15 protein-coding genes and 1 pseudogene are annotated in these 25,375 nt (G+C 41.8%); 9 read left to right on the top strand and 7 right to left on the bottom strand.

Annotation, left to right across the window (positions count from 1 at the left end):
• Positions 1 to 159: 159 nt before the first annotated feature.
• From OGI71_RS25940 to OGI71_RS25920, 5 genes are all read left to right on the top strand, one after another.
• Positions 160 to 807 carry an RNA polymerase sigma-70 factor gene (locus tag OGI71_RS25940; protein WP_282253067.1) on the top strand — a complete coding sequence of 216 codons (648 nt, stop codon included), beginning with the start codon at positions 160 to 162 and terminating at the stop codon, positions 805 to 807.
• A gap of 82 nt (positions 808 to 889) precedes the next feature.
• Positions 890 to 2,035, top strand: a complete 1,146-nt coding sequence (locus tag OGI71_RS25935; RefSeq protein ID WP_282253066.1) for a FecR domain-containing protein — start codon at positions 890 to 892, stop codon at positions 2,033 to 2,035.
• Between the two features lie 224 nt (positions 2,036 to 2,259).
• The gene (locus OGI71_RS25930) at positions 2,260 to 5,568 is read left to right on the top strand and encodes a TonB-dependent receptor (RefSeq protein WP_282253065.1); all 3,309 of its coding nucleotides are present in this window, start codon (positions 2,260 to 2,262) and stop codon (positions 5,566 to 5,568) included.
• An 18-nt stretch (positions 5,569 to 5,586) separates the two neighbouring features.
• Positions 5,587 to 7,173 carry a RagB/SusD family nutrient uptake outer membrane protein gene (locus OGI71_RS25925; protein ID WP_282253064.1) on the top strand — a complete coding sequence of 529 codons (1,587 nt, stop codon included), beginning with the start codon at positions 5,587 to 5,589 and terminating at the stop codon, positions 7,171 to 7,173.
• A gap of 212 nt (positions 7,174 to 7,385) precedes the next feature.
• Positions 7,386 to 10,265, top strand: a complete 2,880-nt coding sequence (locus tag OGI71_RS25920) for a glycoside hydrolase family 2 TIM barrel-domain containing protein (protein ID WP_282253063.1) — start codon at positions 7,386 to 7,388, stop codon at positions 10,263 to 10,265.
• Between the two features lie 62 nt (positions 10,266 to 10,327).
• Here OGI71_RS25920 and OGI71_RS25915 read toward each other — a convergent pair whose 3' ends face one another.
• The 3 genes and pseudogenes from OGI71_RS25915 to OGI71_RS25905 all read right to left on the bottom strand — a co-directional run.
• Positions 10,328 to 11,878 (bottom strand): discoidin domain-containing protein, encoded by a 1,551-nt coding sequence (locus tag OGI71_RS25915; protein ID WP_282253062.1) that lies wholly within the window; start codon positions 11,876 to 11,878, stop codon positions 10,328 to 10,330.
• 1,109 nt (positions 11,879 to 12,987) lie between these two features.
• Positions 12,988 to 13,434 (bottom strand): nuclear transport factor 2 family protein, encoded by a 447-nt coding sequence (locus OGI71_RS25910; protein ID WP_282253061.1) that lies wholly within the window; start codon positions 13,432 to 13,434, stop codon positions 12,988 to 12,990.
• 164 nt (positions 13,435 to 13,598) lie between these two features.
• Positions 13,599 to 13,931: pseudogene (locus OGI71_RS25905) on the bottom strand (NADAR domain-containing protein); the annotation flags it as partial.
• A 326-nt stretch (positions 13,932 to 14,257) separates the two neighbouring features.
• Between OGI71_RS25905 and OGI71_RS25900 the strand changes: the two are divergent.
• Entirely contained in the window at positions 14,258 to 14,959 is a 702-nt protein-coding gene (locus OGI71_RS25900; RefSeq protein WP_282253060.1) for a Crp/Fnr family transcriptional regulator, read from the top strand.
• 61 nt (positions 14,960 to 15,020) lie between these two features.
• Here the strand turns inward: OGI71_RS25900 and OGI71_RS25895 are convergent, their stop codons facing one another.
• The 4 genes from OGI71_RS25895 to nirB all read right to left on the bottom strand — a co-directional run bounded on the left by OGI71_RS25895 (position 15,021) and on the right by nirB (position 19,268).
• Positions 15,021 to 15,452: a hypothetical protein gene (locus OGI71_RS25895; protein WP_282253059.1), complete on the bottom strand. Its 432-nt coding sequence runs from the start codon at positions 15,450 to 15,452 to the stop codon at positions 15,021 to 15,023.
• Between the two features lie 5 nt (positions 15,453 to 15,457).
• Positions 15,458 to 16,270, bottom strand: coding sequence for a formate/nitrite transporter family protein (locus tag OGI71_RS25890; RefSeq protein WP_282253058.1), 813 nt, complete (start codon positions 16,268 to 16,270; stop codon positions 15,458 to 15,460).
• Between the two features lie 47 nt (positions 16,271 to 16,317).
• Positions 16,318 to 16,677, bottom strand: a complete 360-nt coding sequence (gene nirD / locus OGI71_RS25885) for a nitrite reductase small subunit NirD (RefSeq protein WP_282253057.1) — start codon at positions 16,675 to 16,677, stop codon at positions 16,318 to 16,320.
• A gap of 74 nt (positions 16,678 to 16,751) precedes the next feature.
• Positions 16,752 to 19,268 carry a nitrite reductase large subunit NirB gene (nirB, locus tag OGI71_RS25880; protein WP_282253056.1) on the bottom strand — a complete coding sequence of 839 codons (2,517 nt, stop codon included), beginning with the start codon at positions 19,266 to 19,268 and terminating at the stop codon, positions 16,752 to 16,754.
• Positions 19,269 to 19,467: 199 nt separating this feature from the next.
• Between nirB and cobA the strand changes: the two genes are divergently transcribed.
• The 3 genes from cobA to OGI71_RS25865 all read left to right on the top strand — a co-directional run bounded on the left by cobA (position 19,468) and on the right by OGI71_RS25865 (position 25,371).
• Positions 19,468 to 20,229 carry a uroporphyrinogen-III C-methyltransferase gene (cobA, locus tag OGI71_RS25875; RefSeq protein ID WP_282253055.1) on the top strand — a complete coding sequence of 254 codons (762 nt, stop codon included), beginning with the start codon at positions 19,468 to 19,470 and terminating at the stop codon, positions 20,227 to 20,229.
• Positions 20,230 to 20,532: 303 nt separating this feature from the next.
• Positions 20,533 to 21,837: an MFS transporter gene (locus OGI71_RS25870; protein ID WP_282253054.1), complete on the top strand. Its 1,305-nt coding sequence runs from the start codon at positions 20,533 to 20,535 to the stop codon at positions 21,835 to 21,837.
• Positions 21,838 to 21,855: 18 nt separating this feature from the next.
• Positions 21,856 to 25,371, top strand: a complete 3,516-nt coding sequence (locus OGI71_RS25865; RefSeq protein WP_282253052.1) for a nitrate reductase — start codon at positions 21,856 to 21,858, stop codon at positions 25,369 to 25,371.
• Positions 25,372 to 25,375 lie beyond the last annotated feature (4 nt).

Raw genomic sequence — 25,375 nt, 5'->3', positions numbered from 1 at the left:
AACCAATTATACAAAGCAGAACGCCCAATAATAATCCTCACGTCAAAGGGAGTGTATCAATGTAGCCATAATTTACCACTCAACTAAAGAATTACTTACCAATTTAACCAGCGTAGAGATTTAATATCTCAATAATGACGCATTTTCGAACCAACGGATATGGCAAAAAATTACCACTATAATAATATGGAAATTATCCATAATGTTAATTTATCAGATTCGGAAAAGAAAGCTACTCAACAACATGAAAATACAATCCTATTAGGAGCGCTTTATGGTGGATCGAAGGTCGCGTTTGAAAAATTATATACCCTGTTTTGGGACAGGCTTTATCTAGCAGCTTACAATATTCTCCGTGACAGGGAATTGTGTGAGGATATTGTTCAGGAGATATTTTCGCAGCTCTGGATCAGACGTTCGGCCTTGTCGATAAAGAATCTGGAATCTTATTTATTTACAGCAGTACGTTTTCAGGTCTTCAGGTGCATAAACGAAAAAAAATGTAGAAATAACTTTGTAATGGAGCTAGCTAATTTGCCAGCAGCATTTTTTGATTCTCAGGAGCATCACAAAGAGATCGAAGAAGCTTTAAAAATAGGCATCGAAAAATTGCCCGAAAAATGCGGTGTAATTTTTTACTTGAGCAGAAAGGAGCATCTCACCAATAAGGAAATAGCAGCCCGCCTCAATATTTCAATAAAAACCGTAGAAAACCAAATTACCATTGCCATAAAAAAAATGAGAAAATACCTCTCTCCATGGACCTTACCGCTTTTCTTATTAACAATCCTCAATATTTTCCGATAGATCACGTTAAGCTAAAAAAATTAAAAACATCAACTCTTAGGGGTTGGTGCTTTTTTTTTGCACATACAATTATAATACAGACATGAAAGATAGAAAGACCATACAGCGTATCATCAGCAAATACCTTAAAAAGAAAACAAACAAGCAAGAAGAAGATCAACTATTTTCATTCTACAAGCATATTGAATCTCAAACAGAAGAATGGGACGAAACTAAACATGGAAATAAAAAAATACGCGAATATATTATATGGAAAAAAATAGATAAAACGATTGCTGATAAACAAAAAATAGATAAGCCATTTCAATTTCTTTTTAGACCATCGATGATTGCTGCTGTTGCTATTTTTTTAGCTATAGTCCTGATGATGAACTTTCAAAACCTACTGGAAATTCGGGAACCACAAGCTATACTCGTTCGCCCGGGTTCAGATAAGGCAATATTGCAGCTTGCAGATGGACGTACAATGTACCTGGACAGTACGACATCGGAGAATCTATCTTTTGCTACCGGAGGCGCTATCCAGATGTTGGAAAAAGGAATCTTGAGTTACACACTTAGGAACGGAACACCACATGACGAAGGAATAAATACGATTACAGTCCCAAAAGGTGGAAAGTTTAAGTTACTGCTCGCAGATGGTACTTCAGTAATGCTCAATGCTTCTTCATCACTGAGCTTTCCAACCAATTTCTCAGGTAAAGAGAGACGGGTCAAATTAATGGGGGAAGGATATTTTGAGGTTACTAAAAAGGTGACGAAAGCCGAGAAACTCCCTTTCATCGTAGAGACAGATAAGCAGATAGTAACGGTATTAGGCACAACTTTCAATATTAATGCATATCAGGACGAAGAAACCGTCAAAACAACATTAATAGAAGGTAGCGTAAAGGTATCTCCGACTGATCGAAATACTTCGATAATATTAAAACCCGGGCAACAGAGTATCCTCAATAATAAAAATCTAACATTCAAGCAGGTGGATGCTTCACAGTCTATTGCCTGGAAGCAAGGCGATTTTGCATTTGATGATATGCCCTTGGAAGAAATTATGCGACAGATTTCGCGCTGGTATGATGTGGAGGTTAGCTACGAAGAAAATATTGGTAAAATAAAACTCGGCGGGTCAATCTCACGCTCAAAAGATATACAGGAAGTATTGGACGTACTCAAACTGACCGGTATTCATTTTAATCTAAAAGGAAGGAGGATTATGATCAAACCGTAGATAAAAAACAAGCTATGGATTCTCCTAAATAGTGACCGAATACTACATATACCTTTAGACAGTTAGAATCCTGACCAAATTAATTTTAATTGATTAATCCTAAAAATAAAATGATGTTTACTAATACCAAAGGGGATCTTTCCCCTTATCCCAATGTTGCTAACACATCAGGTTACTATAACCTAATAAATGGAACATCTGGATCTATTTTAAAAAAAGGCTTTATGAAAATATACCTAACCTGTATTATTCTAACCGCTGCCTTTCTGCAATCGTCTTTGGCTGCCAATGGTCAGCAAGTAACACTCTATATGGAAAAGGCCCCGCTGCAGGCTATATTCAACGCGATTAAACAGCAGACTGGTTACGACTTTGTCTACAAAAATGACGTATTGGAGAAAAGTAAACGAATAGATATCAACGTGACCGATATGCCGCTTCGTGAAGCGCTCGACAAATGTCTTGCCCTACAGCCTATAACATATACATTAAAAAACAATACCATCGTGATTCAAATGAGGGAAGTCGCATCATTTGAACCTAAGGTTCAGCAACTAATTGCTACGGGTACCGTACGTGATTCGGTAAAAACCTTATCAGGGGTAAATGTCATGTTAAAAGGCAGTAATGGAATTGGAACAACGACCGATGCAAACGGAAAATTCCAACTGAAAATACCTCACGAAGGTGTTCTTATCTTCCGTTATATAGGCTATAAACCACAAGAGGTAGCAGCCGATGGCAAAGACGCTCTTCAGGTTACGATGCTATCGGATCAGCAAAATCTTCAGGAAGTAGTTGTAGTCGGGTTTGGCCAACAGCGCAAAGAAAATTTAACGGGATCAGTTTCTACCGTTCGTGCTTCACAACTGACCGACCGTCCTGTTACAAGCGTTGGAAATGCATTACAGGGAACAATGGCAGGAGTCACAGTTACTGCTGCAAATTCTGGACAACCCGGACGTGATGCGGCCACCATACGTGTGCGTGGCATTGGAACACTCAACAATGCTGGTGCGATGGTTGTCGTTGATGGAATGATCTCTACTATGAACAATGTCAACCCTGATGATATAGAAAGTATATCGGTATTGAAAGATGCAGCATCTGCTGCTATTTACGGATCTCGGGCAGCCAACGGGGTAATCTTAATCACGACGAAAAAAGGTAAGGAGGGAAAAACTATCCTGACCTATAATACCTATGTCGGCAAACAAAGTGCAACCGGGCTTTTTGATTATTTGCCTTCTTGGCAAGCCGCGGGACTCTATAATCAGGCTCTCCGCAATGAAGGAAAACAACCTCGATATACGGAAGAAGAAATTGAAAAATTCAAGAATGGATCTGATCCCTATAATTATCCCAATACGGACTGGTTGGATCTAGCCTATAGGGGCAACGGGATACAACAGAATCATTACTTGAGCGTAAATGGTGGAAACGACAAGTCCCGGTACATGCTCTCCCTTGGTTATTTCGATCAAAATGGTCTTATAAAAAAAACAAATGCGAAGCGCTATACTTCCCGCTTTAATCTAGAATCAAAAGTCAATGACCAACTGAAAGTTCACGGCAATCTCGCCTATACTTACTCGCCATTACTAGAACCGCAATCAAGCATGCCAGGGGTATCGGGATTCACTCAGGTGGTGCGACAAATTAACCGAATTGTTCCAATGATTCCTTATAAATATGAAAATGGTCACTATGGAAGTATAGCCGATGGAAATCCACTTGCCTGGCTTGAATCACCGTCTTTTAACCGCGAAAACTATTATGATTTTGCTGGAAATGTTGGTGCTGACTGGGAAATCCTAAAAGGCCTCCATTTTAAACCTACACTGGGATTTGTATCTTCTATAGCACAAAATAAGTTTTTTATTGCTGACATTCAGTATTACAACGCAGCCGGAGACAAAACCTTCTATCAAGGACCAAATAAACTTACTGATAAAAATACAACCTTCCGAAGGACAACACTCCAGGGCTTGTTAGATTATACAAAAAGCTTTGGAGATCATAATATAAAGGTATTGGGAGGCTATTTTCAAGAGCTTACACAATATACTGAAAATAGTGCTTACAGACAGCGCTTTCTCAACAATGAGCTGAGTGAAATCAATCTCGGATCGACCGCCGGACAAACTGCCTCTGGTTATGGATATGAAATGGCATTGCGTTCTTATTTTGGTCGATTAAATTACGATTTTGCAGGTAAGTACCTATTTGAAGCTAATTTGAGGTATGATGGAACATCTCGTTTTTCACCAAAACACCGCTGGGGTGCTTTTCCTTCATTCTCAGCTGGATGGAATCTGAACAAAGAAAATTTCTTTGAGCCAGTAAAGGAATCTATATCTGCTTTAAAAATCCGTGGATCATGGGGAAAACTCGGTAATCAGGAAGTCAAAGCGAATGGTGACTTTCCTAGTGCGCCATACTACCCATACATCACCGTGATCAGTTCTGATCAAAACTATACGTTCGGCGGAGCCTCCCCTATTATAGCAACGGGCGTAGCTCCGACTAGTGGTGCCAATGCCGATCTGCGCTGGGAGAGCACAACAACTTATGGTGCAGGTATTGATGCGTCATTCTTCAAAGGAAAACTGGATCTGACGGTCGACTGGTTTAATCGGAAAACAAATGACATTATACTGAATGTACCCGTCAGTGGCGTATATGGATTAAAACCCCCAACGAGAAACGCTGGTGCTGTACAAAACAAAGGCTGGGAATTTGTGCTTGGATACAAAGACAATAAGGGAGATTTTGCCTACAATGGTTCGTTCAACATCTCTTTTATCGATAATAAGATCACAGATCTGTATGGTACTGGTCCCTACCTAACAAATACTACGATACAAGAGGTAGGCTATCCTATCAATTCGCTATATGGCTATATTGCAGACGGAATTTTCCAAACGAAAGAAGAGGTAGAAAAGCATGCTGTTCAAAGCAACCGGACCGGAGCCGGGGATTTAAAATACCGTGATATTGACGGCAACAAAGTAATTGATAGCGACGATAAACAATATTTAGGCAATTACTACCCCAAGACCACTTTCGGACTAACATTGGGCGGTACATATAAGAATATCGATCTTATGCTGTTCTTTCAAGGGGCCGCTCGTGTAAAAACGTATCTGGAAGGAAAGCTAGGCGAAGTTGGCGACGCCGCAGGTAAGCCTACATCTGCGTTATTGGATACTTGGACCCCCGAAAATCCCGGAGCGTCACTTCCTAGGATACTTTATTCCCAAAATCAGAATAATGCAATAGACAATCCTTCTTCATTCTGGGTCAAAGATGCTTCCTATATCCGCCTAAAAAATCTACAGGTAGGATATAACTTCACCAGCTCAATCAAAAAATTGGGAATCAGCCGTGCCCGTATCTATTATAGCGGTCAAAATATATTGACTTTCAGCGGACTTCAAGACTGGATCGACCCGGAGGCTTCTTATAGCAGTGGCATATATTATTATCCTCAGGTCAAAGTACATACGCTGGGCCTAAATGTCACTTTTTAACTCTTATTCGCATTAGACATGAAAAAAACTTTAATATTATCTCTTTTTCTCAGTATAACATTTACGGCTTGCCAGAAAGATTTTCTGGACAGAAATCCCAAGGATGCCTACAGCAATTCTTCGCTCTGGTCTTCGGAGAATGATGCACTAGTAGCCCTTAATGGTTGTTATAACTCCTGGAGCGACGGATACCATGTGCTTTACATGGATGCTTTATCGGACAATGTGTACAGCCAATATTATTGGGAAGGTTATACAAGCTTGGGAAATGGGTCCGGGAGTCCTTCAGACACTTGGATAACTGATAGATGGTCTCCGTCATATAGCACGATCCAGAAATCCAACTGGTTTCTAGAAAACGTGGATAAAACCCCTATGGACGAAGCATTGAAAACCAGAATGAAAGCGGAAGCACGTTTCCTACGTGCTTATCAGTATTTTACCTTGTCCCAACTTTACGGTGATGTCCCACTTGTCACTAAAACACTTAGCCAAGATGAAGCAAATGCGGTAAGTCGTACAGCTGTCTCTGAGATCCAGAAATATATCCTCGATGAATTGAAGGCGATCACGCCAGAACTTCCTGTGAAATATTCTGCTAACGATGTGGGCAGAATTACCCGAGGAGCGGCCTTGTCGCTCAAAGCACGTTTAGAGCTGTATAGCGGTAAATACGCAGATTGTATCATTACCAGCAAGCAAGTCATGGAAATGGGCTACTCCCTTTTCTCCTCCTATCAAGACGTTTTCCGAATACAGAATGAGAATAACAATGAGATTATCCTTGACATACAATATAAGGAAAATGACTATTCTAACGGCAACATTGGCATTATGCCATCCTCAACTTTTGGTGGATGGGGCTCGATTGATCCGACGCAATCTTTGGTAGACGCTTATGAAATGGCCAATGGAAAAACGATCGATGATCCAGGTGCCAATTATAATAAAAACGATCCTTATAAAAATAGGGATCCTCGGCTTACAGCATCTATCGTCTATCCGGGACAGTTCTACGAAGGAAAATATTATAATCCAATTGAACGAAGTTCTGGAGACTACTATAACGGAAGTAATAATTCTAAAACGGGTTATTTATATAAAAAATACACGTCTAATCTATCTGACTATCCAGATTTATGGAATACGGGTTTAAATATGATTCTCATACGCTATGCGGAGATATTGCTGACATATGCTGAAGCAAAAATAGAAAGTGCAAGCATAGACAACAGTGTGTATGACGCTATTGATGCCGTAAGACAAAGGGCCGGAATGCCCAAAGTTGATAGATCTATTTATGCTAATCAAACTACTTTACGCGAATTGGTAAGAAGAGAACGCCGCGTAGAACTTGCTTTAGAAGGGTTGCGTTGGTTTGATATCAAACGTTGGAAAATAGGGCCACAAGTACGGCAAGGGAAAGTGTATGGCACTAGACTCGGCACTGTGGATTCCAAAAACGGATCGATAATGCTTACTGGTGACCATATAGAGGTGGAGTCTAGGACATTTTCAAATGAAAGGGATTACCTTTGGCCAATCCCTCGAAAAGAAACTGATGTAAATCCTAATCTAACTCAAAATCCAGGTTATCCAAATTAATAAATCGTAGCCATCAGCTTAAAATATTTAGTGCTGATGGCTAATTTTTTATAAAGAAAAATAGACTAATCTTACATTTTTCGCCACTAATAAAGTGCTTTGCTGACAGCTTTTAGCAGAAACTAAAGTGGAACTATATTTTTTACATGAAAAAAACAAAGTACATTTTGCCTGCCTTAATATTGTGGGGTATATGTTCATCGCTGTTTGCAATGAAAAAACAGTCTGCAAGAACACGACTTGATATGAATACCAACTGGGCATTTTATCGAGGAGATATGGACCAGGCGATGGAGATAGATTATGATGACAGCAAATGGGAAGCGGTAAGTATTCCGCATGTTATGCGTTTGGAGCCAAAACACAACGGCGGCGGCGTATTTCAAGGTACGGGATGGTATCGCCGTTATTTTCGTCTTTCCGGCGGACTGCAAAATAAAAGAACCGTACTTCAATTTGAAGGCGTCCAAACTAATTGTACAATCTTTCTTAACGGAAAAAAAATTGCAGAACATGCTGGCGGATACCTAGGCTTTGTGGTTGATATAACGCCGTACATCCAATATGATAAAGATAACGTGCTCGCAATACGCGTCAGCAATAAGGATGATGGGTCAACGCCCCCCGGCAAGCCTATGCAGAAACTAGATTTTAATTATTATGGAGGGATCTATCGGGAAGTAAAAATGATCATTACCGATAAAACCTATATTTCGGATCCTATGGAAATGGATATCATTGCTGGAGGTGGAATTCTGGTAAGCTTTCCGGCGGTTACTAAAGAAAAGGCAACAGTTAACTGCCGAACGCATATCGTAAACAGCAATACCCATTTGATATCCAAATTGCGTTTGGAGACAATACTATTAGATAATACCGGAAAAATCGTTTCAGAGACCAATAGCAGAACAAATATCTCTCCCGGTGATTCTACTTTTGTCCAAAAGCTCGAGGTTTTTAATCCGCAGTTATGGTCTCCCGATCATCCATTCCGATACCAACTGGTTTCACGCATTTATGACAACGATATTTTAATTGATGAGGTAAATACATGGATAGGTATAAGGAGATTCAGCTTTCGTTCTCCTACCGGCAAAGCCGATGGCTTTTATTTAAACGGCGATAAACTTTACATTCGGGGTGCTAACAGGCACCAAGCATTCCCTTATGTAGGAGATGCGGCAAGCAATTCGATGCAATATCGCGATGTTATGCTTTTGAAGAAAGGAGGGTTCAATGCGGTAAGAGCCGCGCACTATCCACCATCGCCAGCATTTCTTGATGCTTGTGATTCTCTAGGTCTATTGGTGATCGAATGCCAACCGGGGTGGCAATATTTTAATGAAGATGATTTATTTATCGAACGTACATATCGTGATATTCGCAAAATGATCAGGAGAGACCGTAATCATCCTTCTATTTTTTTATGGGAAACATCGCTCAACGAGTCTCCTACTCCAGCGTCCTGGATGATGAAGGCGGTAAAGATCGCTCACGATGAGTTACCCGGTGATCAACTATTTACAGCCGATGACCTTAATAGTAGAAGCCAACCTTTCTACGACGTATTTTATAAGGTGGTTGATCCTGATGGAACTGACCCATTCCCCAAAAGCCCTTCATTGACAAGGGAATGGGGCGATGCATGGTTTGCAGATCCAAGTAAAGAAAATGGACTCCGTGCTTCGAGACTTTACGGCGATAAAGGATTAATCAACCAATCAATATTACGACAGAATGCACTCAATGGGGAAAAAGAAGAATCTCTCGGAGGCTATTGGGATCATGCAGGTCTGGACGCAAACCCTCGAATAAGTGGATATTTCCTTTGGAGTTTCAACGATTATACCCGCGGTTATGATCCAGTCACTGCGTTCAGTGGAGTAGTTGATTTGGATAGATACCCGAAATTTGGCTATTATCAAATGAAAGCGATGCAGGATGCCAGAAATCCCGCTTATGGTCCTGTTGTACATATCGCAAGTCACAATGCAAGGAAAGATCTGGATGCTAATATCATCGTATTCTCAAATTGTGACACCGTCAGGCTCTTTCGAAATAACAAACTTGTGGGCGAAAAAAACAGAGAAAACAATTCGGTAACAGCGCCATTTATCTACAAAAAGGGAGGCAGCTCGTATTTTCGTTTTGAACTAACAGATTACGAATCAGGAGAACTGGAAGCGGAGGGAATATTGGGCGGAAAAGTCGTTTGTACCCATCGTGTTTCAACTGCCAGGTCACCCCACCATCTACAAATAGAATTCGCTGATCAAGGCATCGTTCCTCATGCAGGAGGATCGGATATGATACCGGTTTATATTAAAATTTGTGATGAAAAAGGAAATTTGGTAAGTTCACCTGACCAAGCAGATGCAATTCCAATTAAGTTGGTTGTCTCAGGAAAAGGTCGTCTGATAGGTGGAAATAATCCTCATACAAAGGTTTCTCCACAATTTACTGAAGGTGGCATAGCCTATGCACTTATTCGTACAACGACTGAAGCCGGTCAAATTATTATTAATGCAAGCAGTGAAGGATTACAATCCGCAACTGGTATAATAGCAAGTATTCCTAAAAATAAGAGTCAGGTCCCCGACGGCAAGCGGTATACCTGGGTGAATGAGTATGATAATCCTCATACTGAAAATAGAAATACCGCAACATTTGCGCACAAAAGAGAAAAGCTAAACCTTTCAACTGCCACCGTTAAGATAGATGGAATCCCAATCGACTCACTAAAGGTAATAACTGATGGAAACCTCACTAGTTTCTGGCGAGCAGATAAGCTAAAACTCCCGATTACAATTTCTATTGATCTGGGAGAGAAGTATGATTTAGATTCTTATCGGATTTATTGGGGGAAGGATAGTGACTGGTATCTTTATACCTTGGAATCGTCTATCGATGGGCTTATATGGTCACCAATAGACAGCCATTTATCCTCGTCGGGGCAAGATTACGATTCCAAGAGCATAAAACAACTAGGGGTTCGTTTCATGCGCCTCGTAATTGAAGGAATTCAACCTGAGAACAGTGTCGTTGCTGTGAGGGAACTTGAGTTTTTTGGAATAAAGTCTGATGGACTTTAATACTATAGCATCAATATTGATGTAAAGAATCAACATTGATGCTATAAAAACTTAACACTTTATCAATAAAGACCTAGCTCAGCAATTGCTGCAAACTGTTCTCCGTCCCAAGCATCAATGGCTTTTATTTTAAGAAACCTAAATGACATTGGTGCCATAAAATCCAAATACTGTGGTCCATTGAGATTTGGAACCTCGTAATTTCCAACTTGGTCAAAGCTAACCCCATCGGTACTATAGGAAACTTCTATATTTTTAACTGCACGCGACAATCCATTGCGATGTGTGTAGCTGAGTCCATGGGCTGTTTTGATTGCTCCTAAATCTATGACTAATTCATGAGGAAAAGTAGTTTCGTTGGTCGACCAACGAGAATGCCAATAGCTCGAAGAACTGCCATCAATGAGATTTGATGCAGCTCCATCTTCTTCAGCTATTTCTTCAGAACTAAAAGAATGCACTTGCCAGCCTTGTTTGCTTAGTTCCGAACGGGTACTAAAATTTATTATCGGTATATTATTTATGAATTTATAGTTATAAGTAAAGGTGGAAATTATACCATTCTCATGGATAAATCTTAGCCTTAAATCGTACAATGAGTCTCCTTTGTATTGTAAATCCGAAGTTTTCATTTCAACATAAAAGCTATCTATACCAATTGTTTTTGATTCCCATGTTATCGCGTTATAATCGCCTCCTCCTTCGGGATCATTATAATATGCAATACTATTAATCTTATTTGATGAATGAAACTTGCCTGACACAACAATAGCTTCTTTTGCAGCGTCATATTGGGCGTGAATGCGATCTATTTCCGCGTTCGCGGCTCCGTAATAAGTTTTACTATCTTTATTAAAAATTTGATTTGCATTCAAAATTGCTGCGTCTGCAGCAGTTAGCATTGTTCCCTCCTTACCCAAACTAAAATTGCCATACCCCATCAGGGCGGTACCGAGTGTTAATTTCTCCGAAACTTTCTCTGAATTGTGAGGAAGATTTAACCCGTGACCCAGTTCGTGAGCTAAACCACCAAACCAACCTGTAAATTGATTATTGGCCAAACCGATATTGGCGATATTAAAATCCTCATAGTCTAATGCATAACACCACTTCCCTGTCCCATAAAACGGCCCTCCGGTGGCTGTACCATCTTGTCTAAATTCATATCTAGGAATTATAATAAGGGTGTGATCGCTCGTCTTATCAGAGGGATGAGTTTCAAACCATGCATTAACCTCCTCCGCTACAGCTCCACTCCCGCCCTCATAGGGATAGGCGCTCTTGGGCTTACTACCCCTGATTGTTATAATCTTGACAAGACTGTCACTATTGACAAACATTCCAAAAGTTTTATTTGCATATCCATTTCGGGTCATCTCATCTTTATAAAATTGTCTGACCCATAACATGATATCACTGAGCCTTCGTTGATAGTCTGGTAACGTATCTAAATCATTAGGTACAAAATAAACAATATTTAAATTTCTTGTTCTATCACTACTAAAACCGTCGGGGGTATGTACTGTACTTGGATCTACCGGGTGTAAATCTTTTTTGCATGCAGTAAAAAAGAAAACTGGAATTAATATAAATGGGATTATTTTTTTCATCATTTTAAAATTTAATTTGGTTTATTTTTATGGGTTAGACATTTAAAAATCCTACATTTTTTTATTTATAGGGTCAATAAGCTTAGAGGAAAATATTATATCACCCAAAATCTCGATTTCTCAAAGGCTGGTCAGTATTGTTTTATTCAGCTTGAAAAACAATACTCTTATTTCTTGATCTGATCAAAATACCTCTTTCTTTTGAGTCTAATTGTATTTATTTTTTTAGGGAACCGACATATCCCTCCTTTCATTAAGGTTAAGCTCTTTATAATTTTTCAGCTGTGATAACAGAACCTTTAAAATGTTTTTGATAAGCTTAATTAGTTTACAAACGATCATATAGTGTATGTGCAAAAAAGGGTTGCATGCCCCTAATCGCTGCCAATTTTTATTATTAACTTCTATATATCAACCCAGTATACATGTTAATGCGTCCGCCTCCATAATATGCTCCTGCGGACTGGATGGAAGAAAGCGCGTCTTCTGCTTGCTATTAGTCTCGAAACCTTACACTTGAATAGAATCTAGCTTCGGAATTTCAAAAAAGAAAAAGCTAAATATTACAAAGACGGGTAAAACGCGTAGCCCTTACCTGATTATTCTTAACTTCAAGTAACATATCATCAATGGAGTACAATGGGCTTTGCTCCTGCTTGGTACTAGTACGCCTTTTCTCATAATTCTCTTTAAAATTTTATTATTTTTGAGCATGTGGGCACCGGCATCAATCAACAAATTAGAACTTCTTATTTTACATGCGGAACTGAAAATGGATTATAAAGCTTTAAACCTTTGGAATCTCATCAAAGTCATTCCTCAAAAGTGGCAAAAAAAATTATTTGGAGATGAAGATGGAGGGTTTTGAGTGGTTGAAATCTATGGCGTTATTGAGCAGTACATTTGTAACCAATCTGAATTGACCGACCCTATTAATTATTTAGTTTCACAGTTAAATCAAATCCCTGACAAAATTATTTAGGATAAGATAACCTGCTAAATAAAAATTATAAAAACAAAAAAACCACATCTCACGACGTGGCCTTAAATAAACATATGATTCACTAATGGTCAACCTTGAGTTGACTGGACTCACCACTAGTTATTGGATTCTATCTATAAGCGTTGACTGAACCGGACACTTTCCAGTCATTTCCCTCACGAACCAAAGTCACTAGATCTGTCTTGGTAAAGTCTTCAAATTTTAGGATCACTTTGGCGATCATATAATCCGCCGACTCTTCGATAATATCAGTACTTACTGTACAGTTTAGCTTCTCACCTTTTTGTTTTTTCAAGGATTTAACGACTTCGCTACGGCTATGAGACAGTGTATTAGAAGCTTGGATTTTTTGATTGAAATCTTCGGCGAATAACTGCTCAACACCTGCCGATTCTCCTTCGGTTGTTACCGCAACATAATGATCAAGCGCTAAGTCTGCAGTAGAAAGGTTTACGGTTGCTTTTGCTGATTTTGCTCCTGGTCCTTCAGCTGCCATAGCGAATGTGGATACTGCGATTAGGGCTGTTGCTGCTAATGTTTTTACTAATGAGTTCATAATGTCTTTATTTTATTGTGTTAGTTCTGTTGTTCTTATTTGTTGACTCAAAACTACAACACAATTCACCCCTAGCCTATGGGCTTTAGACCAACGGGCAGGAAAACTCGGTGAATGGTGGGAATGTCCAGATGAATAAAGATTTTCAACTGTAGCTTTTTCAGTTATAAAAATACCTCCATGTGTAAGGCTGTGGATTGGTTAGTTGATATACCAATTTGTTCTCTTTTAGACAGATAATTATAATAACCACCGAATTCTATCAAATACTCCTCTCCTGTTCCCATCCTCCAAAATATATCCGTATTATCCTTACCAGGAAACTTAGACCAAGGCGGTTGCTTGGCATTTTGAAGTGTTTGGAATTTTCCAAGTTGACGTAGAAAATCCCGTACTTCCATCAATGCAAAACCTAATAAATTTTGACCCCACCAACAATATATGTTTTCGATATCAACGTCATCTTGTGACAGTCCGATACCCCATATCGTGTCAACGGGGCTTGCTTTGCAATTTCTTCAATGCTCCCCTATGCCAAAGCTACCAATGAATTGTCTTTCTCCAATAAGCAAAGCACCTTCCGAACATTGTTTGGTGTACCAAATGAAGCAAAATCATCAACGAAGAAAATCTCTCCTCTTACTGATCTAAAAAAACTCTATTTCACCTTATTTACAACACCTTACAAATCGCAAAGATGAACTTATGAAGAAATACCCATCGCCAAATCATGCTTTTAAATTCTAAACAAAATAGGATTTTAGATGAATAGGTGATACCTTTGGTCAAACAAAAAAGACTCTACCATACGAAACTGATTCCGATGAAAACGAAGAAAGCGAATACCTGCGACCATTCCTGTCTGATGTGTCGTTACGTCTTACAAGAGTGGCTTGGGCAAATCGACCTCCACCGAAAAAATATCAAACTGAAAAAAGGCGAACAGTTTATCAGCGAAGGAGAGCCGGTTCGTGGTATTTACTTTGTCCAATCCGGAATCGTCAAAGTCTACCGCAACCTTGGAGGCAGGGAGACCATCATACGTTTTGCCAAAAAGGGAGATATTGTAGGCCATCGCGGGATCTCATCCGAACAAAGCATTTACCCTATTTCGGCCACAGCACTTGCCGCTACGCAGCTATGTTTTGTAGAGTTACCATTCTTCCTGTCCACCCTGCGTATCAATACCGAATTAAGCTATCGTCTGATGCTATTTTTTGCCGATGAATTGCATCTTTCGGAGCAGAAGATGGCCAATCTGGTGCAACTTTCCGTCAAAAACCGTTTAGCATGGAGTCTTTTATTGCTTCATCGCGTTTTTGCCGAAGGAACAGAGGACGGGTACATCGGTCTTGAACTGAGCAAAAAGGATCTCGCATCCTATGTGGGCACCACCTATGAAACAGTCTACCGAATGCTTGCCGAACTTGCTGATTCGGATGCTATAACAGTCGACAAAAAGAAGATTTTCATCAAAAACAAGGAACTATTAAACAAGTTGGCAACAGAAAAATATGGGGAGTAAAGCAAACCAATCCTGGCATGCTCCCTCCCCAACGTAAATATTTCCCTAAAAATACGTCATTTTAAAATTTATAGCCCAGCCCGAGCCCAAGCTTCCACTTACCATCTGCGGTACTGGTCTTCGGGCTGTAGAAAGCAGGTAGCTGAACGGCGATATGCCTGAACACCGCAGTCAGGCCAACTCCCAGCGTCGGAGTGACCCAAGCATTCTTGGGCTTTCCTTCCTCCACTTGATCTTCCTTCATTTTCAGGCTCGGCAACAATCCCAACAGGATATTCCCCTTCGGGGCGAAACTATATTTAATCGCTGGCCCCGTACAGTTGACATAGGCCCCATGGTCAGCATAGCCCGCCACCACGACACCTTCGAACAAACTCGCTTTCACTGTTTTTTGCTGCGCATAAGTCTGGTAAAAAACTACCAAAAAAAGCAGCTGGAGCAGCACCATCCCCACCCGCTTCTTCCACATACCTCTATTTTCAATTCTTTGCATAATAGCTAGTTTTGAGAGGTGGACACCTGCTCTCTCCTGTGATAAGTATAATAGATGGCCATTCCTGTAAACAACAGCCCACCAACAATATTACCGGCCGTCACGATCAACTGATTGTACAACCACCAGTCCGACATAGTCACCTGGGCACCGAACATCATTCCAGCAGGGATCACAAACATATTGACCACCGCATGTTCGTAACCCAAGGCAAAGAAGATAAAGATTGGAATTCCCGCCGCCAGGATCTTACCTAAGGTAGACTTGGATGTCATGGACATCACCACGCCCATGCAGACCATCCAGTTGCAGAGAATAGCTTTGACAAAGGCTGAAAATAACCCGGCAGCACCATGGTTGCCGTAGCCTAGGGTTTTCTTTTCACTGATCACAATCAGGCTATGCTCGATATTCCCAAGCTGGCTAGCCTGTCCGGTTTCAGTGCTTGCAGCCCAAAATAAGAGTGCAAAGAGGACACTGCCCAATAAGTTACCAAGGAAGACCCAGAACAGGTTGTTAGCCATTACCTTAAAATTGATTTTCCCTTCCAGCCAGGCCAAGGGCACTAAGGAGAAACTTCCCGTGACGAGCTCCAGCCCCAGTATAACAATAATCACAAATCCCACAGGAAAAACAAATGCGCCAACAAGCCCCAGCCCGGTCTGTGCCGTAGCCAATAGTGCGAGCGTAACAGAGATCGCCAGTAAGGCACCTGACAATGCCCCCCGAATCAGCAGGTCTTTGATCGGGAGCGTAGATTTGTAGATAGCGGTATTCATCATCACACCAGCTACCTCTTTGGGGCTAATATAATCCATCGTTTATTTGCTTTAAAAGGTTTTTATCTCGATTATTGAGCTTGGGCTTAAGCTGTCATTCCAATATATACAGTCCCATTCTCCACCTTGACGGGATACGTTTTGATCGCACATTCATCACCCGAGAGACATTCGCCCGTATCTAGTGCAAAGGTTTTTTTGTGAAACGGGCAAGCCACTTTTGGGGTATCTCCCAGGGAACCTAACATCCCACGGCTCAAAATCATCTGCCGCTTATGTGGGCATTCATTCTGGGTAGCATACCACTCATTGCGACGGGCGAAATAAAATAGGGCCACCTGTTCGTTATTCAACTTAAGACAGACACCTCCGTTCTCAATAGCATCCTCGATCTGGCAGGCCTTCAGCCATTGAAGGTCAATTTGTAAGTCAATTTGCGTGTTCATGTGATTTTTATTTTAAAGGTTTAGCGATTCTATGTCAATGATATCATCAGTCAATGATGTTGCCCCATGGGTTTTTAGTACGTCTTCAGGTTCCAGTCAGCGGCTTTCTTTTGACCGCGCATGTTATCAAAGCGTACTGACTCGTCCCGCTCTTCCGGAGCATTCACAAAATGGACAAAGCGTTTCCGGATCTCGGGATCTTCCACGGCAACTTTCCATTCACAGCGATAGCTGTCGACAAGCAGTTGCATATCCTTCTCCCATGTTTTCCCCATACCGAGGCTATCCTCGACCACAACATTCCGCAAATAGTCGATTCCACCCTCCATTTTATTGAGCCAAGTGGCGGTACGCGTCAAAGGGTCGGCTGTACGGATGTAGAACATCAGAAAACGGTCGATATAACGGATACAGGTCTCACTGTCGATATCGGCCGCCAGCAGCAGGGCATGTTGTGGCTTGCTACCTCCGTTGCCACAGACATATAGGTTCCAGCCTTTTTCGGTGGCAATGATACCAAAATCCTTGCTCTGCGCCTCCGCACACTCACGGATACAGCCGCTCACAGCTGATTTTATCTTATGTGGTGCACGAAGCCCACGATAACGCTCTTCTATTTTTATGGCGAAGGACACACTGTCGTGTAGGCCAAACCGGCACCAGGTACTGCCCACACAGCTTTTGACCGTCCGTAAGGCCTTACCATAGGCATGCCCACTTTCAAATCCGGCTGCAATGAGCTCCTCCCAGATAAGCGGGAGATCATTGAGATGTGCACCAAACAAATCAATGCGCTGCCCGCCCGTAATTTTTGTATATAGCTTATATTTTTTGGCCACTTGGCCAATAACAATCAATTTGTCTGGCGTAATCTCCCCACCAGGAATACGGGGAACGACCGAATAAGTTCCACCCTTCTGTATATTGGCTAGGTAACGGTCGTTACTATCCTGCGCCACATCATTTCCCTTGCTCAAGATCATCTCATTCCAAAGACTGGCCAGCAGTGAAGACACCAATGGCTTACAGACCTCACACCCGTGTCCGCGGCCTAGGGCGTCCAGCACCTGATCATAACTCTTAAGTTCATGGATCTTGATCAGATCATAGAGTTCCTGCCGGCTCAGGTCAAAATGCTCACAGATAGTACTTCGGATATATTTCCCCTGCTGTTTCATCGTGTAGTTGACCAGATCCTTCACCATCGGCACGCAGCCCCCGCAGCCCGACCCCGCTTTGGTGCATTTCTTTACCGCATCTGCATTTTCACAATTTCCACTAATCACGGCATCACAGATCTGCGCTTTGGTCACCCCCTCGCAACTGCAGATCAGGGCACTGTCCGGCAAGGCTTCCAAACCCGTAGCAGCTGATTTGCTTTCCCCCTGTTCACTCATCAGGAGCAGCTCAGGATGCTCCGCCAGCGGCATACTGTTGTTGACCATTTGCAATAGCATGTTGTAACTTGTGGCCTCACCCACCAATATCCCTCCGAGCAGGCGCGTACCGTCGGTACTAACGTTCAATCTTTTATAAACCCCTTTGTTACGATCCTCAAGTAGGATGGTCCGTGCATAAGGTTCACTGATAAAGGGATCCCCAAAGCTAGCCACATCCACCCCCATCAGTTTCAATTTGGTACTCATATCAAATCCCTTAAAGGACTTCTCCTCCCCAAGGATATGCTCTGCCGCTATTTCAGCCATCTCATAGCCCGGTGCCACCAGACCATAGATCATATCATTGACCAATGCACATTCGCCGATAGCATATACTGCAGGGTCTGAGGTCTGCATTTGCGGATTGACCACAATCCCGCCACGCTCACCGATGGCCAGCCCTATTTTTCTGGCCAGTTCATCACGCGGCCGTATGCCCGCCGATATCACCAGCAGATCCGTTTCGATCGATGAACCATCCTGAAAAGCGATTCCCGTCAGGCGCTTTTCCCCCAATAATTGACTTGTTGATTTTTGCAATAAGCAACTCAGCCCCAATGCGGCTAGCTTGGTTTGTAGGAGCAGGCTAGCACTGTCGTCAATCTGACGCGGCATCAGGCGGGGCGCAAATTCAATTACGGCCGTTCCTTCCAAGCCAAGGTCAACCAGCGCTTTGGCCGCTTCCAGGCCCAGTAGTCCGCCCCCCATGACAGTACCCTTTTTGACTTTTGCCGCATAAGCTTTGATCAAATCCAGATCCTCAATCGTCCGGTAGAGAAATACCCCCTCCTTTTCCACGCCCGGAATAGGCGGTACAAAAGCAGCAGAACCAGTTGCAAATACCAGATAGTCGTACGGGGCAATAAGCCCTTGTAATGACCGCACTTCTTTTTTTGAACGATTTACATCAACAATCGGATCATTTAAATGGATTTTTACATTATTTTCCTCATACCACTCCTTTTTTGACAGGAAAAGTTCCTCCATAGACGAAACTTTGAAGTAATCGGTCAGATGCACCCGGTCATAGGCACGAATTGATTCCTCTGCAAACACAATTATATCTAGATTATCAGATTTCTGCTTTAATTTTTGGCAAATCTTATTACCAACCATACCATTTCCGACAATAACAATCTTTTTTCTTTCCATAATTGCTGTTTTTTTTGATAAAAAATCAATTTAATATTTAAACATCACTAATTTATGGAATAAAAAATCAAAAAATCAAAATAAATATGATTTTTACAATATTTTATCAATAAAACACACGTTAAAATTTAACAAAACATGATTTATATCAGATTTTTTAATAGATTTACACATAAATTTTACACAAAATCAAAATAACATGAAAAAATTAAGCAAAACATCGTTATTTATTGTAGGATCTGGCCCTGGCGACCCAGAATTATTAACCATAAAAGCTTATAAAGTAATAAAAAGTGCGCAGGTTATCCTTTATGACAACTTAATCAATGAAGAAATTCTTAAAATATCAAATAAAAACTGTGTAAAGCACTATGTTGGCAAACATCCTTATGGAAAATACGTTCCTCAGGAAGAAATAAACGAACTTATCCTACATTATTGTGCGCGCTACGACCGGGTGGTCCGGTTAAAAGGTGGCGATCCCTATCTTTTTGGGCGCGGTTTTGAAGAATGGCTTACCGTACAGGGGGAAAATATTGCGGTTTCTTACATTCCGGGCATCAGCAGTATGCAAGGCGCGGGCATCAATAATATTCCGCTGACCCACCGAGACACCAGTGAAGGGGTATGGGCGCTAACCGGGATGAAAAAAGATGGCAGCCTCTCTGCTGATCTTCCTTTGGCTGTCCAGAGCCGATCCACTGTCGTGATCTACATGGGGATGCGCAAACTCGACGAGATTGCACGCACCTATGTATTCTATGGAAAAGGAGAAACTCCGGCCGCAATTATACAGCATGCGAGTTTACCGCAGCAAAAACAGGTATTGTGCAAAGCCAAAGACCTCGTCAGGGCAAGTAAAGAGCATGGACTTGGCCATCCAGCCATTATCATCATCGGAGCGGTGGTCGATTTGCAGCATGCACACAGCCTCGCTGTCGCACACAGGTCTATTGTATAAGCCGGTTGTATGTCAGGCAGCAAATTCAGGGCTCTTTCAGGATCATCGACTCTTCCGGGCACGACAAACAAAATCACACAGTCGGTATCGATCGCAACGGCATGTTCAAATCCCGGTAGTCTTCAAACAAATATGAGTTAAACAGCTCCTTTAAAAAATAAACTTACTTTTTACACACCCATTAAACAACAACAAATTAAACACTTTTACAAAATTCATTGAAAAACATATCGTAAACGATAACAAAAAAACAATATGAACATTTGATAACTATTTCAATCATCAACCAAACACCTATTACTCATGAATCCACAAGAACAACCTCTCCAAAAGCTTAGTATTTTATCTTTTAAAGGCGTACAGATGCGTACTTTTCACATTACATGGATCACTTTTTTCTTCTGTTTCTTTGGCTGGTTCGGCGTCGCCCCGCTTATGCCGCTAGTTAGAGAACAGCTCGGATTGACTAAAAGTGAAGTCGGAAATATCATTATCGCTTCTGTTTCAGCAACAATTATTGCGCGATTATTTATCGGGAAGATGTGTGATACGCTAGGGCCACGGATCTCCTACACTATTCTGTTGGTTGCAGGTTCGGTTCCTGTTTTACTTATCGGATTGAGTAATAGTTATGAGTCTTTTTTGTTATTTCGTTTTTTCATCGGTATCATCGGTGCTTCTTTTGTGATTACGCAGTTCCATACTTCAATGATGTTTGCCCCCAACATTATTGGTACGGCCAATGCTGTAACTGGTGGCTGGGGCAACCTTGGCGGAGGGGTTACTAATTTGGTCATGCCACTCATTGCTGCAGCATTCGTCGGCATGGGCTTCGTTAGTCAATTGGATTCTTGGAGGATCGCAATGGTTGTTCCCGGTATTATCCTACTCATTATGGCGTACATCTATTATAAGTATACGCAAGATACGCCACAAGGCAATTTCAAAAAACTGTCCGGGGACGGGAGAATCAATAAAAAGAAGAATGGTTCATTTTTGCTCGCGTTAAAAGACTATCGTGTCTGGATCCTCACACTCGCCTATGCAGCTTGTTTCGGGATAGAGATCACGGTTGACAACGTCGCCGCTACTTTCTTTATGGATCGTTTTGATACAGGGATTATCCTGGCCGGAGCCCTAGCCAGTATCTTTGGCGGTATGAATCTATTCGCCCGTGCACTTGGCGGTATTGTAAGTGATAAAGTGGGGAAAAGTTATGGTATTAAAGGTAAGGGTATAATTCTCGGTATACTGTTGATCTTGGAAGGAATCGGCATAAGTCTGTTCGCCGCTTCCAACACATTGCTTCTTGCTATTATTACAATGTTGCTTTTTGCACTCTTCCTTAAAATGGCAAATGGCTGTACATATGGTATCGTCCCCTTCATTAATAAAGATAACATTGGCAGTGTGAGCGGAATCGTCGGTGCCGGAGGAAATATTGGAGCCATGTTAGTCGGATTTCTTTTTAAATCCGAAACGCTCAGTTATGCTGATGCCTTTCAGTATATCGGTATAGGTGTTTTTCTTATAGGTTTCACTGTCCTCCTCGTGCGTTTTCATCCTCGAATTGAAACTGTCGTTCAAAATGTGTCATTAGAAGTCTAGAATTAGCATCCTTTCACTATGAATAAAGAGTCTAACAATCTATATAAAAGTACCTGCTGCTACTGTGGTGTGGGGTGTGGCGTGAAGATATCGGTCGAAAAAAATAAGATGATTTCCGTTATCGGCGATAACGAACACCCCGTCAATCAAGGTAAATTATGTAGCAAAGGCATGAATTTGCAATATACAGTCAATGATCGCTCAGACAGACTTCTCTATCCACAGATGAGGCACCACAGATCCAGTCCGTTGCAACGTGTTTCATGGGATGAAGCGTTGGATCGCGCAGCAGCGGTCTTGCGCACGTTAATTGCAAAATACGGTCCTGATTCTGTGGCGTTTTATGCTTCTGGACAATGCCTTACAGAGGAATATTACATTCTCAATAAACTAGTCAAGGGGTTTATTGGCACGAACAATATTGACACCAATTCACGTCTTTGTATGAGCAGCGCTGTGGCAGCATATAAAAAAGCGTTGGGTGAAGATAGTGTACCGATATGCTACGACGATATCGAGATTGCTGATTGCTTTTTGGTCGCAGGTGCCAATCCCGCCTGGTGCCATCCGATCCTTTGGCGACGTGTAGAGGCGCACAAAGCTAAAAATCCAGCGACCAAAATTATTGTTATCGACCCTCGTGTTACTGATACCTGCGCATTGGCTGACCTGCATTTGCAGATTAATCCGGGGACAGACATTACGCTCAATTATGCACTGGGAAGATTGCTTATAGAACAAGGAGATATAGACCTTGATTTTATAAACAATCATACCGAAGGATATGAGATTTACAAAAAACGGGTATTCGAACGTACATTATTGGAGTCCGCCGCGATATGTGGTGTCCCGGTGGAAGACATTGAACGCGCAGCCAGCTATATTGGCGAATCCAAAAGCCTTCTGAGTATGTGGACAATGGGGCTGAATCAGAGTGTAGTGGGAGTTAACAAAAACCTGAGCCTAATTGACCTCAGCTTGATTACAGGGAAAATCGGGAAACCGGGAAGTGGTCCTTTTTCACTAACTGGACAGCCCAATGCTATGGGCGGAAGAGAAGTTGGAGGGCTTGCCAATCTACTGCCCGCTCACCGTGATATGGATAATAAAACACATCGCGATGAAATCCAACAATTCTGGTCAGGGACTACTTTGAGTAACAAACCGGGGCTCACAGCTACCGAAATGTTTGAAGCCTTAGCCGACGGACGATTGAAGGCAATTTGGATTCTTTGTACCAATCCACTCACTAGCCTTCCAAACATACGGTTGGTGGAAAAAGCATTGCAAATGGCTAAATTCGTTGTAGTTCAGGAGATATCCAATAAGCCCCAGACCCTAGACTTTGCAGATATTATTCTTCCTGCAGCTGGATGGGCTGAAAAAGAAGGCACAATGACGAATTCAGAACGGAGGATCAGTCACCTGCATAAAGCTATCGACCCTCCAGGTGAAGCCCTTCCAGATACAGAAATCTTTTCAAGGTTTGCACAAAAAATGGGTTTTAAAGGTTTTTCATATCCTACACCACAGGATATCTATAAAGAACATGCCCAGTTAACGGCTGGGACAAGTATTGACATTGCTGGATTGGATTATAAACTTATTGACAATCTAAATACAGTGCAATGGCCTTTTGATCTGTCAAAGAGAAAAGGTACTCCACGACTTTTTCAGGATAACAAATTCCTTACGCTAAGTGGGCGGGCGCAATTGCATAGTCCTCCTGATCAGCATCACAGTGAACTGCCTGACCAAAATTTTCCGCTTATCCTGACAACCGGACGGATCCGTGACCAATGGCATACCATGTCGAAAACAGGCAAGGTAAGTAAGTTGAATCAACATATTCAGACTGCATTTTTGGAAATACATCCAACAGATGCTACAGCACTGAACTTGATTGACGGACAGTTGGCAAATGTTTATTCTCTACGAGGTGATGTTCGTGTCAGGACACGGGTCAGCAAGACGATTAAACCTGGAGTCGTATTTCTACCGATGCATTGGGGTAAGATATTGGGATCTGATCTCCATAGGGCTAATAATCTGACCAACGATTTAGTGGATCCTATTTCGAAGGAGCCTGACTTTAAATTTTGCGCAGTACGTGTCGAACCACATGTGAAGAGCAAGGAACGTATTGTAATTGTTGGTGCCGGAGCGCATGGTTTTGTCCGCTCCTTTCGGGAACTAAACAAAACCGATGAAATTATCATTTTCAGTAATGAGGATCTGCCTTTTTATAATCGTGTCATGCTACCACACTATGTTAGTGGCGAGCTTCGATGGGAGCAATTAGTTAAAATGAAAGACGAAGAGGAGGCTTTACTCGATATACAACATATACGGGGTGTCCAGGTTACTGCAATCGACCGAATCAACAAATATGTCCGGGATTCTCGAGGTATTAAAACATATTATGATATCTTAATTCTCGCGACAGGCAGCCGTCCCAGCCTGCCAAAGCATGTACCGAAGCTGCCTGGTATTTTTACGATGCGGCGTCGGACTGACGCAGACCTATTGAAGCGATACCTTCCTCAACAGGCACATGTCGTTATTGTAGGCGGAGGATTATTAGGACTGGAAATGGCAGCTTCACTCCGTGAAAATGAGACAAAAATTACCATCATTCAACGTGTTTCGCGTTTTTTGAATCGTCAGCTGGATCCACTTGGAAGTCAACTGCTTCATGAAGAAATGATAGACCTCGGCTGCGATATATTCTATAACGATGAAGTTCAACTATACTGTGGCCGTAATAAACTGACAAAGATCGAATTAAAGAGTGGAAGACAGATTAAATGCGACGCCCTAATCCTAGCGATAGGTACTACGCCTAATATCGAATTAGCAAAGGATGCCGACTTACTGTGCCAACGGGGTGTAGTCGTGGATAATCATATGAAAACTAGCGACCCCGCTATTTATGCTATCGGTGAGATTGCAGAATTTGAAGGGACACTTTACGGTATCACCGCTGCCGCCGAAGAGCAGGCCGGGATAGTCGCACAATATCATCAGGGGGATATCAGCAGCCACTATAAGGGAAGCCTGTTTATGAATATTATCAAAATACAAGGTTTTGACCTCTGTAGCATCGGTCTTACAGAAACGCCTAATGAGGACTATGAAGAGATTATTTTTATCGACAAGGCCAAGCGCTATTACAAAAAATGTATTATCTATCAGGACAGACTTGTAGGTGCCATTTTGATCGGTGACAAGAACGAATTTTCTGAGTTTAAAAACTTGATCGCAAACAGGATCGAATTAAGTGAAAAACGACTACAATTACTACGAAGCGGAACCGCCCGAGAAGCTGTTGTTGGGCGATTGGTATGTTCATGCTGCCAAGTTGGAGAGGGAAACCTGCAACGATGTATTAGCGATGGATGCACCGATCTTCAGGAGTTATGTACATCCACCGGAGCTGGGACAGGTTGTGGATCCTGCAAACCCGAAGTTAAGCGTATTCTAGAAAACTACGCTGCAGAAAAGGATAAGGAGGTAACATCCTATGCAAAGTAAAACG

The sequence above is a fragment of the Sphingobacterium sp. ML3W genome, from assembly GCF_029542085.1.
GTDB lineage: Bacteria > Bacteroidota > Bacteroidia > Sphingobacteriales > Sphingobacteriaceae > Sphingobacterium.
Note: the sequence above shows the minus strand (reverse complement) of the source record. Positions and strands in the feature narration are given on the sequence as shown.

What these genes read in the sequence shown, in the direction of transcription:
- cobA (WP_282253055.1), top strand. Translation starts at nt 19,468, where the DNA reads ATGAAAAAATTAAGCAAAACATCGTTATTTATTGTAGGATCTGGCCCT.
- OGI71_RS25930 (WP_282253065.1), top strand. Translation starts at nt 2,260, where the DNA reads ATGAAAATATACCTAACCTGTATTATTCTAACCGCTGCCTTTCTGCAA.
- OGI71_RS25900 (WP_282253060.1), top strand. Translation starts at nt 14,258, where the DNA reads ATGAAAACGAAGAAAGCGAATACCTGCGACCATTCCTGTCTGATGTGT.
- nirB (WP_282253056.1), bottom strand. Translation starts at nt 19,268, where the DNA reads ATGGAAAGAAAAAAGATTGTTATTGTCGGAAATGGTATGGTTGGTAAT.
- nirD (WP_282253057.1), bottom strand. Translation starts at nt 16,677, where the DNA reads ATGAACACGCAAATTGACTTACAAATTGACCTTCAATGGCTGAAGGCC.
- OGI71_RS25890 (WP_282253058.1), bottom strand. Translation starts at nt 16,270, where the DNA reads ATGGATTATATTAGCCCCAAAGAGGTAGCTGGTGTGATGATGAATACC.
- OGI71_RS25910 (WP_282253061.1), bottom strand. Translation starts at nt 13,434, where the DNA reads ATGAACTCATTAGTAAAAACATTAGCAGCAACAGCCCTAATCGCAGTA.
- OGI71_RS25925 (WP_282253064.1), top strand. Translation starts at nt 5,587, where the DNA reads ATGAAAAAAACTTTAATATTATCTCTTTTTCTCAGTATAACATTTACG.
- OGI71_RS25895 (WP_282253059.1), bottom strand. Translation starts at nt 15,452, where the DNA reads ATGCAAAGAATTGAAAATAGAGGTATGTGGAAGAAGCGGGTGGGGATG.
- OGI71_RS25870 (WP_282253054.1), top strand. Translation starts at nt 20,533, where the DNA reads ATGAATCCACAAGAACAACCTCTCCAAAAGCTTAGTATTTTATCTTTT.
- OGI71_RS25920 (WP_282253063.1), top strand. Translation starts at nt 7,386, where the DNA reads ATGAAAAAACAGTCTGCAAGAACACGACTTGATATGAATACCAACTGG.
- OGI71_RS25915 (WP_282253062.1), bottom strand. Translation starts at nt 11,878, where the DNA reads ATGATGAAAAAAATAATCCCATTTATATTAATTCCAGTTTTCTTTTTT.
- OGI71_RS25935 (WP_282253066.1), top strand. Translation starts at nt 890, where the DNA reads ATGAAAGATAGAAAGACCATACAGCGTATCATCAGCAAATACCTTAAA.
- OGI71_RS25940 (WP_282253067.1), top strand. Translation starts at nt 160, where the DNA reads ATGGCAAAAAATTACCACTATAATAATATGGAAATTATCCATAATGTT.
- OGI71_RS25865 (WP_282253052.1), top strand. Translation starts at nt 21,856, where the DNA reads ATGAATAAAGAGTCTAACAATCTATATAAAAGTACCTGCTGCTACTGT.